10 protein-coding genes are annotated in these 13,686 nt (G+C 70.7%); 6 read left to right on the forward strand and 4 right to left on the reverse strand.

The genetic code is table 11. The annotated features are described in order from the left end of the window. Positions 1–160 precede the first annotated feature (160 nt). Together ACWC2T_RS40160 and ACWC2T_RS40165 are read right to left on the reverse strand one after the other, a co-directional pair. Positions 161–1,243 (reverse strand): sugar phosphate nucleotidyltransferase, encoded by a 1,083-nt coding sequence (locus ACWC2T_RS40160; protein ID WP_450675270.1) that lies wholly within the window; start codon positions 1,241–1,243, stop codon positions 161–163. Positions 1,244–1,443: 200 nt separating this feature from the next. Beyond that, on the reverse strand, positions 1,444–2,838 hold the full coding sequence (locus tag ACWC2T_RS40165) for an N-acetylmuramoyl-L-alanine amidase (RefSeq protein ID WP_450675271.1): 1,395 nt from the start codon (positions 2,836–2,838) through the stop codon (positions 1,444–1,446). Positions 2,839–2,978: 140 nt separating this feature from the next. Between ACWC2T_RS40165 and ACWC2T_RS40170 the strand changes: the two genes are divergently transcribed. From ACWC2T_RS40170 to ACWC2T_RS40185, 4 genes are all read left to right on the forward strand, one after another. Then, positions 2,979–3,734 carry a TIGR03089 family protein gene (locus ACWC2T_RS40170; RefSeq protein WP_450675272.1) on the forward strand — a complete coding sequence of 252 codons (756 nt, stop codon included), beginning with the start codon at positions 2,979–2,981 and terminating at the stop codon, positions 3,732–3,734. A 127-nt stretch (positions 3,735–3,861) separates the two neighbouring features. Continuing rightward, a complete protein-coding gene (locus ACWC2T_RS40175) occupies positions 3,862–5,052 on the forward strand; it encodes an LCP family protein (protein ID WP_450675273.1) in 1,191 nt (396 codons plus the stop codon). A 231-nt stretch (positions 5,053–5,283) separates the two neighbouring features. Beyond that, on the forward strand, positions 5,284–7,041 hold the full coding sequence (locus tag ACWC2T_RS40180; protein WP_450675274.1) for an LCP family protein: 1,758 nt from the start codon (positions 5,284–5,286) through the stop codon (positions 7,039–7,041). A 130-nt stretch (positions 7,042–7,171) separates the two neighbouring features. Beyond that, entirely contained in the window at positions 7,172–8,794 is a 1,623-nt protein-coding gene (locus ACWC2T_RS40185) for an LCP family protein (RefSeq protein ID WP_450675279.1), read from the forward strand. 51 nt (positions 8,795–8,845) lie between these two features. On the opposite strand, the gene ACWC2T_RS40190 is transcribed toward ACWC2T_RS40185, so the two are convergent. Then, the gene (locus ACWC2T_RS40190) at positions 8,846–9,886 is read right to left on the reverse strand and encodes a glycosyltransferase family 2 protein (RefSeq protein WP_450675275.1); all 1,041 of its coding nucleotides are present in this window, start codon (positions 9,884–9,886) and stop codon (positions 8,846–8,848) included. Between the two features lie 128 nt (positions 9,887–10,014). Here ACWC2T_RS40190 and ACWC2T_RS40195 point away from each other — a divergent pair, with 128 nt between their 5' ends. Beyond that, on the forward strand, positions 10,015–11,523 hold the full coding sequence (locus ACWC2T_RS40195) for an LCP family protein (protein ID WP_450675276.1): 1,509 nt from the start codon (positions 10,015–10,017) through the stop codon (positions 11,521–11,523). Positions 11,524–11,550: 27 nt separating this feature from the next. Here ACWC2T_RS40195 and ACWC2T_RS40200 read toward each other — a convergent pair whose 3' ends face one another. Then, a complete protein-coding gene (locus tag ACWC2T_RS40200) occupies positions 11,551–12,111 on the reverse strand; it encodes an acyl-CoA thioesterase (protein WP_388754592.1) in 561 nt (186 codons plus the stop codon). 119 nt (positions 12,112–12,230) lie between these two features. Between ACWC2T_RS40200 and ACWC2T_RS40205 the strand changes: the two genes are divergently transcribed. After that, positions 12,231–13,553 (forward strand): LCP family protein, encoded by a 1,323-nt coding sequence (locus ACWC2T_RS40205; RefSeq protein WP_450675277.1) that lies wholly within the window; start codon positions 12,231–12,233, stop codon positions 13,551–13,553. The last annotated feature ends 133 nt before the right edge of the window (positions 13,554–13,686 follow it).

Genomic DNA, 13,686 nt, shown 5'->3' on the forward strand with positions numbered 1-13,686 from the left:
CCCACCCGTGCCGCCCCAGCGGCACGACTGCCCGCAGCTATGCGGGTAGGTGGGCAGCGGCACGGCTGCCCGCAGCTATGCGGGTACGACGACGTCCCTGGGGCGCGGGGAACTGTGGGAGCAGGTTCCGCGCGCCCGTGGACGGCGGTCGCGGCGGGTTCTACTGGTCGGAGGAGAAGCGGACCGCCCCCGCCGGGATGTGGGCGTCGCACCACACGCGTACTCCCTCGCGGAGCTCGTTGTCGGCGCCGATGACCGCGCCGTCGCCGATGACCGCGCCGGTGAGGACCGTGCGTTCGCCCACGCGGGCGTTCCTGCCGATGAGGGAGTCGGTGATGACCGCGCCGGGTTCGATGACGGCGCCGGGGAGGATGGTCGAGCCGGAGACCCGCGCGCCCTCGGCCACGAACGCGCCCTCGCCGACCACCGTGCCGCCGGTCAGCTTCGCGTCCGGCGCCACCGTCGCCGTAGGAAGGACCAGGCGGTCGCCGCAGCGGCCGGGGACCGCCGGGGACGGGGCACGGCCCAGGACCAGGTCGGCCGAGCCGCGCACGAACGCCGCCGGGGTGCCCAGGTCCAGCCAGTACGTGGAGTCCACCATGCCCTGGAGGTGGGCGCCCGCCGCCAGGAGGTCGGGGAACGTCTCGCGCTCCACGGACACCGGCCTGCCCAGCGGGATCGTGTCGATCACCGAGCGGCGGAAGACGTACGCCCCCGCGTTGATCTGGTCGGTGACGATCTCCTCCGGCGTCTGCGGCTTCTCCAGGAAGGCGAGGACGCGGCCGGTCTCGTCCGTGGGGACAAGACCGAAGGCACGCGGGTCCGCGACCTTGGTGAGGTGCAGCGACACGTCCGCACCCGCGGCCTCGTGCGTGTCCACCAGCGCCCGGATGTCCAGGCCCGTCAGGATGTCACCGTTGAAGATCAGCACCGGGTCGTCGGGACCGGAGTGCAGGCGCGAGGCGACATTGCGGATGGCGCCGCCGGTGCCGAGCGGCTCCTCCTCCGTCACGTACTCGATGTGCAGGCCGAGGGAGGAGCCGTCGCCGAAGTACGGCTCGAAGACCTCGGCCAGATAGCTCGTGGCGAGGACGATGTGGTCCACGCCCGCCGCTTTGGCGCGCGCCAGCTGGTGCGTGAGGAACGGCACCCCGGCGGCCGGGACCATGGGCTTGGGCGTGTGCACCGTGAGGGGACGCAGCCGGGTGCCTTTGCCGCCGACCAGGAGGATCGCTTCTGTCACCTGTCGTCTCTGCTTCCTGCCGGGATCGGCCGAACTACTCGTTTCACTCGTTTCGGCTCACTCGTTTCGGCCGGTCAGTGTATGCAGACCGTAGCGGCGGCGCCCTTGACAACCGCCCTGTTTCCCACGAGATCGGTGAGAGAATGGTATGAGAGCGGCGCGCCCCCGCTGACGGCACCGGGCGCACACCCCCGGCCGGCTCAGCGCCCCTGGTAGCGCGCCGCGCCGGAACGGGCCGTACCCAGCTTGGCGTAAAGCCACTTGCCGGGGCACTCGGTGGCGAACCCGTCCCGATGGCCGGAGATCACGTCCAGTCGTACGTTCTTACCCTTGGGGAAGAGGTTGCCACCGCCCGACGTGAGATATGTCTTGCCGCGCGGATCGGCCCCGTACAGCCCGAGTTTCCACGCGGTGAGCCGGGCGACGGCCGTCACCGCGGCGCCGGGCGGCTTCGTTTCGCCGTACGAGCCGATGACGGCGATGCCCATGCTGTCGTTGTTGAAGCCGGCGGTGTGCGCGCCGAGGACCGGCTTCGTCACGCCACCGGCCCGGCCCTCGTAGACGGTTCCGCACTTGTCGACGAGGAAGTTGTAGCCGATGTCCAGCCAGCCCATGCTCTTGACGTGGTAGCGGTAGATACTGCGGATGACGGAGGGGGCCTGGGAGCAGGTGTAGTTGTTGCCCGAGGCCGTGTGGTGCACGAAGGCCACCTTGACCGTCCTCGTGTAGACGAAGCCGGGATCGCGCAGTGACTCGTCCGCGCCCCAGCCGCGACGGGTGACGATCCTCGGGCGCGGCCCGATGTACGGCTTGCCCCGCACCGGGCCGTGCAGGCGGGCGAGTTCGCGCTCGGTGGCCCACCTGTCCAGCGCCGGGATCTCCAGAGCGCCGGAGCCGCTGATGTCCGTGCCGGCGGCCGGGGCCGACTGCGCGGCGTCCGTCTGCGGACCGGTACGGGACGGGCCGGCCGGCGCGTCCTCGGATGGCGGAGCAGAACCGGGGTCCACGAGTTCCAGGCGCAGGCCCGACGGCAGCGGGGGCCGCGGTCCGTGCGTACGGCCGCCCTGCGCTCGCCCGTTCGTGCCCCCGGCGACGGCGCGGACGCGGACCTCCACTCCCCGCGAGGCGCCCACCCACAGCGGTGCGGTCGCCCCGCGCACCCGCCGCGCCTGCCGTTCCGCCGTCCCCGGGTCGGCGCCGTGGTCGGCGTTGTGCGTCTCGACGTCCTGCCAGCCGGACCACGTCCCCGGCCGGGCAGTCCTGGTCCGCACCTGGACGCTGCCGTGCAACTCGGTGTCCGGGTCGTCCCAGACGACCCCGACCAGCGAGAAGTGCTCCCCGCCGGGCCGGTACAGGCCCTGCACCGGGGCAGCGCCGAGGACGCGCTCGCGGGTGAGGGGGACGAGGGGCAGCGAGCGGGTGCTGCCCGGGACACCGGCCGCGGACGGTCGTGCGGGCGCGGCGGCCTCAACCGGTCGTTCGCTCACGGGCGGTCGTGCGGGTGCGGCGGTCGCGGGCAGGGCCGGCAGCGCGAGGGTGAGCGCGAGGGCCGTGGTGCAGGTGACGCCGATCGAGGAAGTGAGGGTTCCACGCATGGTCATGATCGTGGACATAGTCGTACAAATCTGTCCAACGGTGAAACAGTGCCGAACTGACGGGCCGTCGGGAAACGTTCCGCCGAACCGGTGGCCCCACCGCACGCGGCGCGCACCCGCCCGCGCGTACCCTTTCCCGGGTGAACGCCACCGACCGCACCCCTGCCGACCTGCTGGCTTCCGCGCTCGCCGCGGACCCCGGCCGCCCGCTGGTGACCTTCTACGACGACGCCACGGGCGAACGCGTCGAACTGTCCGTGGCCACCTTCGCCAATTGGGTGGCCAAGACCGCGAACCTGCTGCAGGGCGACCTCGCTGCCGCGCCGGGCGACCGGGTGGCGCTGCTGTTGCCGGCGCACTGGCAGACGGCGGTGTGGCTGTTGGCGTGTTCGTCCGTGGGGGCGATCGCCGATGTGGGCGGCGAACCGTCCGCGGCCGACCTCGTGGTGAGCGGGCCGGACTCGCTCGACGCCGCGCGGGCCTGCCGCGGGGAGCGGGTCGCGCTGGCCCTGCGGCCACTGGGCGGGCGGTTCCCCAAGGCCCCGGAGGGGTTCGTCGACTACGCCGTGGAAGTGCCGGGGCAGGGGGACCGGTTCGCCCCGTTCGCTCCGCCGGCCGCCGAGGATCCGGCGCTGATCGTCGCGGGGGCCGAGTTCAGCGGGGCCGAGGTGGTCGAGCGGGCGCTCGCGGACGCGCCGTCGCTGGATCTGACGGGACCCGGATCGAGGCTGCTGTCGGGGCTGCCGTACGACACGTGGGAAGGGGTCAGCGCGGGGTTGTACGCGCCGCTGGCCGTCGGAGGGTCCGTGGTGCTGTGCCGGCATCTGGACCGGCTGGACGAGGAGGCTCTCGCCCAGCGCATCGAGAGCGAGAGGGTGACCGCGGTGCGCCGCTGAGAGGGGGCACTGGGGTTGGCCGGCCTCCCCCGGATGGAGCAGTAAAGGGAGCTTCGGCGATCCCTCCCCGGCCATGGTCGTAGGAGCAGCACGCCACGCTCGTACGCCATGAGGGGGTGCCCCGACCGTGACCGACACCGCAGGCAAGCCCCTCGGTCCCGGTCCCGGGGCCTCCGCCACCGGTGCGGGGCTCCTGCGGCGGCGTCGGCGGCGGTGGGTGAAGGCGACGGCGCTCGGTGCCGCCGTCCTCGTCGCGGCGGCCGCCGGGACCGGCTGGGTCCTCTACGCCAAGCTCAACGCGAACATCACGGCGGACGACGCGGCCGCCCGCGAACTGGCCCGGTACGAGCGGGAGCGGCCCACGGAACTGGTGCGGGGCGCGCAGAACATCCTGCTGATCGGATCGGACACGCGGGCCGGGGAGGGGAACTCCGCGTACGGGCCGGATCTGGGCAGCGAGCGGTCGGACACCACGATCCTGCTGCATCTGGCCGCGAACCGGCGCAGCGCCACCGCCGTGTCCCTGCCGAGGGATCTGATGGTGGACATCCCCGGCTGCCGGCAGCCGGACGGCAGCCGCAGCGAGCCGGTGTTCGCGATGTTCAACCACGCCTTCCAGCTCGGCGGTTCGGCATGCACGATCCGGACCGTGGAGAAGCTGACGGGCATCCGGATCGACCATCACGTGGTCGTGGACTTCCGTGGGTTCAAGGAGATGGTGAATGCCGTCGACGGGGTGCAGGTCTGCCTGAAGGAGCCCATCGACGACAAGGCGGCCCTGCTGAAGCTGCCCGCGGGCAGGGTCATGCTCGACGGGGAGCAGGCGCTCGGGTTCGTACGGGCCCGCAAGTCGCTCGGCGACGGCAGCGACACCGAACGGATGGAACGCCAGCAGCGGTTCCTCGGCGCGCTCGTCGACAAGGTGCAGAGCAACGCCGTCCTGCTGAACCCGGTGAAGCTGTATCCGGTGCTGAACGCGGCGACCTCCTCGCTGACCACGGACCGGGAACTGGCCAGTCTGCGCGGCTTGTACCAGTTGGTGCGCGGGCTGCGCGAGATCCCCACCGAACGGGTGCAGTTCCTGACGGTGCCGAGGGAGTCGTACGTCTACGACGCCAACCGTGACCAACTCGTGGAGCCGGAAGCCGAGAAGCTGTTCGCGCGGCTGCGGGCCGATCAGCCCGTCGCGGTGGCCCGTCAGACGCCGCAGGAGGCCGCGGAGACCAACGGGGAGGCGGACGGCAAGGGCGGTCCGGGCGGCCCCTCCCCCACTCCGACGTTCCGCGGGAACACCGCCGCCGAACACACCTGTGAGTAATGCGCACATCAAGACGCCCGAACTTCCGTCCGGGAAATGAGGCGGATTGCCCAGTTGTAGGCACCGGGAATTTGTCACCGGCGTCGCTCGACGCTGAACTGGGCGGATAGTGTGAGCGATCCGGTGCACCCGGCCGCGAGGTCCGTCCTGGGGCCGTGCACTGTTTCACCGAGACCCGAGCGCCTTTGAGGGGGAAGGCGCCGCGTGGCCCCGACGGAGGATTCGGAAACCGTGGACGCGCAAGGCCGTGGGCGGGCGGACAACATCGACCCCGCAGACCAGTGGGTGCTCAATCCGAACACCGGCGAATACGAACTGCAACTGGGTCCTTCCGCACCGCAGTCGGCGATTCCCAGCCCTCGCAGATCCGGCCGCGCGGGCGCCGGTGCGCCGCGCCGCCGTAACGACTCGGCACCCGGCGAGACCCGTGAGATGCGCCAGGCGCGCGAGGGCGACGTACCGCCGCCGCGGTCGGGCCGGCGCCGGGGAAGCGAGCCGGAGCCGCCGCAGGGCAGGCGCGCGACACGGCGGCCGGTGAAGAAGAAGTCGAAGGCCAAGAAGGCCCTGGCGTGGACGGCCGGCGGCACGGCGTTCGTGCTGGTCGCCATCGGCACCGCCGGCTACCTCTACCTCAAGCACCTCGAGGGCAATGTCACCACGACGGACGTCGAAGGCGCCGCCAAGGACGGCTTCAGCAAGAACGACGCCTTCAACATCCTGATCATCGGCACCGACAAACGGACCGGGAAGGGCAACGAGGGCTACGGCGACAAGGGCAGCGTCGGTCACGCGGACACCGACATCCTGCTGCACGTGTCCAAGGACCGGACGAACGCGACCGCCCTGAGCATTCCGCGCGACCTGATCGTGAACGTGCCGGACTGCCCGACCAAACAGGCCGACGGCTCGACCAAGGTCATCGCCGGCACGCAGAACGTGCGCTTCAACACCAGCCTCGGCCAGGACGGCCGGGATCCGGGCTGCACCATGCGCACGGTGAAGGAGGTCACCGGCATCCAGCCGGACCACTTCATGATGGTGGACTTCAACGCGGTGAAGACGCTGACGACGGCGGTCGGCGGCGTGGACGTGTGCCTCGCCCACGCGGTGAACGACAAGGAGTCGCACCTGAAACTGTCCGCCGGCGAGCACAAGATCGAGGGCGAGCAGGCCCTGGCGTTCGTGCGGACCCGGCACAGCTGGGGCAACCAGGGCGACCTGGACCGCATCAAGGTCCAGCAGCAGTTCATGGGCTCGCTGATGCGGAAGATGTCCTCCAGCGACACGCTCACCAGCCCGAGCAAGCTGATCGACCTCGCCGAGGCCGCCACCAAGGCGCTGACCGTCGACAAGGGCATCGGCTCCGTGTCGACGCTCAAGGACATCGCGCTGGAGCTGAAGAAGGTGCCGACGAAGAACATCAGCTTCGTGACGGTGCCGGTGAAGGACAACCCGGCGGACGGTGTCGTCCACAAGACGGTGATCGTCGACCCGGCCCTCGCCCCGCAGGTGTTCGACGCGATCAACAACGACGTCTCCTTCACCGAGGTGAAGAAGAAGCAGAAGGCGGAGAAGGACGCGCAGGCCGCCCGCCTGAACGGCACCAGGTCCGCGCCCTCCGACGTCCGCGTGCGGATCCTCAACGGCGGCGCCGAGGCCGGCAGCGCGCAGCAGACCCTCGACTGGCTGCAGAACCAGCAGGGCGTGCTGAAGTCGGAGAACGCGGGCAACGCGCCCGCGGAGCTGGACAAGACCACACTGGAGTACGCTCCCGACCAGGCGGCCCAGGCACGTGAACTGGCCCATCTCATGGGCCTGTCCGGCTCGGCGCTCAAGCCGGGCAAGAGCGTGACCAACTCTCAGGGGCTGCCGGCGATGACGCTGACCCTGGGCAAGGACTTCAAGGGCGCGGGGACTTCCCTGACCGCTCCGTCGAAGGCGCCGACCGTCGACAAGTCCACGGCAGACAAGGTGAACTGCGCCTCGTAGGTAACCCAACGGGCCCGTCGTGCGTCTAACCGGACGCGGGACGGGCCCGTTGTACGGCGCAAGGGTGGGGAGGGCAGGAAGATTGGCGCACAGTGACGTGCGGGGGCAGGATCCTGCGGTCGACGACACGATGTCGCTCGCACCGCAGGACCGGAAGTCGCCGGAGGGGTCCGGCCGGCCCGGCGGGGGGCGCAGAGGGGGTTCCACGACCGAGCGGCCACGGCGCAGACGGCGCGCACTGCGCTGGTCGGCGACCGTGCTGGCGGTGGTGATACTCGGCACCGCCGGAGCGGGTTATCTGTACTACCAGCACCTCAACGCGAACATCCGCAAGGGTGAGCGCAGCAGCGCCGACGACTCCAGGGCGTACAAGACGCCGGCCAACGCGGCCGGGCAGACACCGCTGAACATCCTGCTGATCGGCTCGGACAGCCGTGACTCCGCGGCGGATCTGCAGCTCGGCGGCAGCAGGGACAGCGTCGGAGCTCCCCCCAACGCCGACGTGCAGATGCTCATCCACCTGTCCGCGGACCGCAAGAGCGCCGCCCTGGTGAGCATCCCACGGGACACCCGCGTCGACATCCCGAAGTGCACGGACCCCAAGTCCGGCAAGGTCTATCCGGCGACCAACAACATCATCAACACCACCCTGGGCCGGGGCGGGCCCGGCTGCACGCTGGCCACCTGGGAGCAGCTCACCGGGGTCTACATCGACCACTGGATGATGATCGACTTTGCGGGCGTCGTGAGCATGGCGGATGCCATCGGAGGCGTCGACGTCTGTGTGAAACAGAACGTGTGGGACCACCCGACCTCCAGCCAGCCGGGCGGCTCCGGGCTGAAGATGACGGCCGGCACGCACAAGGTCCAGGGCGTGCAGGCCCTGCAGTGGCTGCGCACCCGGCACGCCTGGGGCAGCGACCTGATGCGGGCCCGGGCCCAGCACATGTACCTGAACTCGATGGTCCGCACGCTCAAGCAGCAGAACGTCTTCACCGACTCCGGCCGGCTGATGGGCCTGGCGGAGGCGGCCACCAAGTCGCTGACGGTGTCCGAGGAGATCGGCACGGTCAAGAAGCTCTACGACCTGGCGATGGAGATGAAGTCGGTACCGACGGACCGCATCACGTCGGTGACGATGGCCAACAAGCCGGATCCCACGGACCCGAACAACCACGTGGTGGTGGACAAGGCCAACGCCGACAAGCTGTGGCAGATGCTCCGGGACGACGTACCGCTCGACAAGAACGGCGACAAGAACGGCGACGACAACGGCAAGCCGTCCGCGGCGAAGCAGGTCGCGGCCAAGACCCCGGCAGCCAGGACGCCCTCCACCGACCCGGGCCGGCTGGGGGTGCTGGTGCGCAACGCCACCCAGACGTCCGATCAGACGGCGGTCCGCGGCCGGGCGAACGACATCAGCCAGGTGCTGGCGCAGCAGGGCTACACCCGGGCGACCGCCGACACGTCGGGGGCGCTGTCCGAGGACAGCACGGTCGTGCAGTACCCGAGCGCGGACCTGCAGGGTGACGCGCAGGCGGTGGCGAAGGCACTCGGCATCCCGATGAGCTCGGTGAAGCAGTCGACCGACGTCTCCGGGGTCACCGTCGTCGTCGGCGCGGACTGGCGCAGCGGCACGACCTACCCCAAGCAGTCGGCTCCCAAGGCCGGAGACGTGCCGAAGAACACGGACACGATCAACGGCTCGGACACCTCGAAGTGCATGGACGTGTACGGGCCGTATCGCTGGTGACCGCCGTCGGGGCCCCGGGAACGGGGCCCCGATACCGGGGCCGCCGGATGATCAGGCGCTGAGCACCGCCGGGCGCCGCGACGCGATGACCTTCTTCGCCAGCGACTTCGGGCTGGTCAGAAAGCCCCAGCCCCACGACATGTGCATGGTGGCCAGAGCCACCGGGATCTGCAGCCGGGCCTTCAGGGGCAGGCCCCGGCCCGCCGGGAGCGAACCCGCGACGATCGCCGCCAGGTAGCCGCCCGGGACCAGGAAGCCCCACGGGCTGAGCGCCGCGCCGACCACGAGTCCGGCCGCGATCGCACACACCGCCGCCGGCGGGGCGAGGTAGCGCAGGTTGATGGAGCCGGAGTGGTAGCGGGCCACGACGTGCCGCCAGCGGCCGTAGTCCTTGTACTGCCTGGCCAGAGCACGCACGTTCGGCCGCGGCCGGTACGACACCTTCAGCTCGGGCGAGAACCAGATCAGCCCGCCCGCCTCCCGGATCCGGAAGTTCAGCTCCCAGTCCTGGGCGCGGATGAACTCCTCGTTGTAGCCGCCCTGTTGCTCCAGCGCCTCGCGGCGGAACACCCCGAGGTAGACCGTGTCGGCGGGCCCGGCCTCGCCGCCCGTGTGGAAGGCGGCGTTGCCGACCCCGATCCGTGAGGTCATCGCGGCGGCGACCGCGTGCTCCCAGTCGTTCTCGCCCTCGGCGTGCATGATGCCGCCGACGTTCTGCGCGCCGGTCTCCTCCAGGAGCCGGACCGCGGTGGCGATGTAGTCCGGCGAGAGCATGCCGTGGCCGTCGACGCGGACCACGATCGGGTGCCGGGAGGCCTTGATCGCCGCGTTCAGCGCCGCGGGCGTGCGGCCGGTCGGGTTCGGGACGGTGTGGACACGCTTGCTGTCGTCAGCCGCGGTTTCCGCCACGAGCTCGGCGGCGATCTCGTCCGTGCGGTCCGTGGACGGACCGAGGGCGATCACGACCTCCATCTCGCCGGCGTACTCCTGCGCGAGGATCGCTTGGACGGCCCCGCGCAGATGCCGTTCCTCGTTGAGAACGGGCATGATCACAGAAACAGCGGGGTGTCGCACGTCGGGCTTGGCGTTCATAGGGGGCTCACGTTACCGCGAACGGGGGACAGCGGTGCGCGCCGCCGGGGCGTAGGGCCGGGCTGGAGATCGTATCGGCCTACGGTGCTCACGGATCCCACGTACGGCCTCGTCCGGAGGTGTCCCCTTTGGCAAGCCCGCCCCGGTCTCCTGCTCGTCCGCAGCGCCGACCGCAGCCGCCCCGCCGTGTGCCGCAGCCGCCCGAGCGGCCTGTGCGGTCCGTGCGGCCGCCCCGGCGGCCCCGCTGGGCCATGCGGGCGGTGAGCACGCTGTCCGTCGTCGTGCTCGCCTCGGCCGGGATCGGGCACGCGGTGATCAGCAGCCTGGACGCGGGGATCGCCCGGGTCGACGCCTTCAAGGACATGAAGAACCGGCCGAGCGCGGGCCAGGGCACGAACATCCTGCTGGTCGGCACCGACGGCCGCGACAGGATCACCGAGCGGGAGCGGCGGGAGTACCGGCTGGGCGGGGTGCCCTGTCACTGCACCGACACGATGATGATCGTGCACGTCTCGGCGAACCGGGAGCGGGCCACCGTGGTGAGCCTGCCCCGCGACTCCTACGCCGAGGTGCCTGCGCACACCGACGCCGCCTCCGGGCAACCACGGGGCCCGCACCCGATCAGGCTCAACGCGGCCTACGCCGAGGGCGGCCCCCAGCTGACCATCCGCACGGTCGAGAACATGACCCATGTGAAGATCGACCACTATCTGGAGGTCGACTTCACCAGCTTCATGAGGACGGTGGACGTCCTCGGCGGGGTGAAGGTCTGCACGACCACCCCACTGAAGGACTCCTACACCGGCCTCGACCTCAGCCCCGGCACGCATCTGCTGGGCGGCGGGCAGGCCCTGCAGTACGTGCGGGCCCGGCACGTGGACGCGGCGAGCGACCTTGGCCGGATGAAGCGGCAGCAGCGGTTCCTGGCCGCGCTGATCGAGCGGGCCACCTCCTCCGGGGTGCTGCTGAACCCGATGCGGTTCAGGGACGTGGCCCGCGCGGTGCTCGGCTCGGTCCGCGCCGACGAGGGCTTCGGCACCGACGAGCTGCTCGACCTCGGCCGGGCCATGCGGAACTTCTCCCCGTCCTCCTCCGAGTTCACCACCGTGCCCATCGCGCAGATGAACTACGACGTCAAGGGCATCGGCTCGACCCTGAAGTGGGACCAGGCCAGGGCGGACCAGATCTTCACGGCCCTGCGCGACGACAAACCGCTCACCGTGGACCAGCCGCAGCGCGGCCACGGCCCGGCCGCGGTGCCGGTGGCGCCCGTGGAGGTGGATCCGCGGCAGATCCGGGTCCAGGTGGAGAACGGCAGCCCCACGGTCGGCCTCGCCAAACGCGTCGACGCGGCGCTCGCGGCGACCGGCTTCGCCACGACACACCTGCCGGTGACGGCCACCGCGCACGTGCCGCACACCGTGATCTCCTACGACCCCCGCTGGGACCGCTCGGCCCGTGCCCTTGCCTCCGCCCTGCCGGGGGCCGAGCTGCGCGCCGTACCGGGCCAGGGACCGCTGCTGAAGGTGATCGCCGGAGCGGACTTCAAGGACGTCCACAAGGTCCGCTTCGAGGACCCCGCCCAGCCGCAGCAGACCCCGGTACGCGGCAGCGAGGTGGTGTGCCCGGGCAGCTAGCCGAGGTGGCGGGCGAGGCGGGAGTCGTCAGTCCTCGAAGCCTTCGGCCGCCCTCTTCTCGCGCAGCTCGCGGATGGCCCGGCGGCGCGCCAAGCGGTGGGTACGGCGGATCTGGGCCTCCTGGCAGCGGCGCCGGTCGCGCTCGGTCTCCGGTATCACCGGCGGCACCCGGCGCGGCTTGCCGTCGGCGTCGACGGCGGCGAAGACCAGATAGGCCGAGCCGACCTGGGTGGGCGGGGCCGACTCGTTCCAGCGCTCGGCGAGGACCCGCACACCGACCTCCATCGAGGTCCGGCCGGTCCAGTTCACCTGTGCCTTCACATGGACCAGGTCACCGACGCGCACCGGCTCCAGGAACGCCATCTCGTCCATCGACGCGGTGACGGCGGGACCGCCGGAGTGCCGGCCGGCCACGGCGCCCGCGGCGTCGTCGACCAGCTTCATGATCACACCGCCGTGCACCGTCCCCAGCAGGTTGGTGTCGTTGTGGGTCATGATGTGGCTGAGGGTGGTGCGCGAGGCGGACGTCGGCTTGCCGGGGATGTCCGGTTCCGTGTCCCGTTCCACGTCCGTGGCCTGGTCTGTCATGCCCTCCACCTTATGCCGAAGTGACATTCGCGGAATTTGTGTCAGCTTCGCAACAGCGCCGCCCTTATTTTCCGACAGCCCTTGTAAGCCTCACACCGACGCCCTGCACACTGGGGCGCATGAATGACTGGCCCGAGGGATGGTCCGACGACAACCGCGGCCCGCGCTACGGGCGCGGCAGTGCCGGCGCGCAGCCGGAGAACGCCCGCGTGATGCGTCAGGTGCGGCGCGGCCCGGCGGTACCGCCCGGGCAGCGCTCCTACGGCGACCCCGGCCCGGCGGCGCCGCCGTACGGGGCCGGAGTCCCGCAGCAGCCGTCGTACGTCGACGGCCAGGGATACGACGACGGCGCCGGTTACGACAGCGGCTACAGCACCGGGCAGGTGTACGGCGGCGGGCGGCGCGGCGGGGGCTTCGTGCCCAACGACAACGACCCGGACCCGGAGCTCGACCGCTACCGGCCGCGCCCGAACTGGCGGCGCCGGCTGAAGTGGACCGCGCTCACGCTGGTGACCGTGCTGGTCGTCACGTCCGTCGCGACCTACTTCTGGGCCGACTCCAAGCTGCGCCGCGAGGTCGACCTGTCCAAGGTCATCGACCGGCCGGCGTCGGGCTCCGGCACCAACTACCTGATCGTCGGCTCGGACAGCCGCGAGGGCATGTCCAAGGCGGAGGAGCAGCGGCTGCACACCGGCTCCGCCCAGGGCAAGCGCACCGACTCGATGATGATCCTGCACGTCGGCGACAACGGCGACACGCTGATCTCGCTGCCGCGCGACTCGAACGTGACGATCCCCTCGTTCCAGGGCTCCACGTCCGGCAAGATCCGCCCCGCCATGGGCCAGAACAAGCTGAACGCGGCGTACGCCTACGACGGTCCGACGCTGCTGGTGCGCACGATCGAGTACAACACCGGTCTGCACATCGACCACTACGTGGAGATCGGTTTCGAGGGCTTCGCCAAGATCGTGGACGCGGTCGGCGGTGTCACCCTCACCATCGACAAGGGCTTCAAGGACTCCTACTCGGGCGCCGACTTCAAGGCGGGCACGCAGACGCTGAACGGCGCGCAGGCCCTCGCCTTCGTCCGCACCCGGCACGCCTTCGCGGCCTCCGACCTGCAGCGCACCAAGAACCAGCAGAAGTTCCTGTCGGCGCTGGCCCACCAGGTGGCCACCCCCTCGACGGTCCTGAACCCCTTCACGTTCTACCCGACCATGGGCGCGGGCCTGGACTCCCTGATCGTCGACAAGGACATGTCCCTGTGGGACCTGGCCTCGATGTTCTGGGCCATGAAGGGCGTCCAGGGCGGTGACGGCACGTCCATGAACATGCCGATATCGGGCTCCGTCGGCGGCAACCTCGTCTGGGACAAGGCGAAGGTCAAGACGCTGGTGAACGAGCTGAACAACGACCAGAAGGTCACCGTCTCCGGCAACTAGGGACACCAGGTCGAGGCGAACGAGGTCGAGGGCACCCGCTCGTACAGCGTTCGCGCCTGCAGGACTACCCCGAGTACCTGACCGAGCTGGCCGCCATCGTCCCCGTACCTGACGGCACGATGACCATCGACTA

The organism is Streptomyces sp. NPDC001393 (assembly GCF_053597455.1).

Coding starts and splice junctions, on each gene's coding strand:
- ACWC2T_RS40165 (WP_450675271.1), bottom strand. CDS start 2,838: ATGCGTGGAACCCTCACTTCCTCGATCGGCGTCACCTGCACCACGGCC.
- ACWC2T_RS40185 (WP_450675279.1), top strand. CDS start 7,172: ATGTCGCTCGCACCGCAGGACCGGAAGTCGCCGGAGGGGTCCGGCCGG.
- ACWC2T_RS40190 (WP_450675275.1), bottom strand. CDS start 9,886: ATGAACGCCAAGCCCGACGTGCGACACCCCGCTGTTTCTGTGATCATG.
- ACWC2T_RS40200 (WP_388754592.1), bottom strand. CDS start 12,111: ATGACAGACCAGGCCACGGACGTGGAACGGGACACGGAACCGGACATC.
- ACWC2T_RS40205 (WP_450675277.1), top strand. CDS start 12,231: ATGAATGACTGGCCCGAGGGATGGTCCGACGACAACCGCGGCCCGCGC.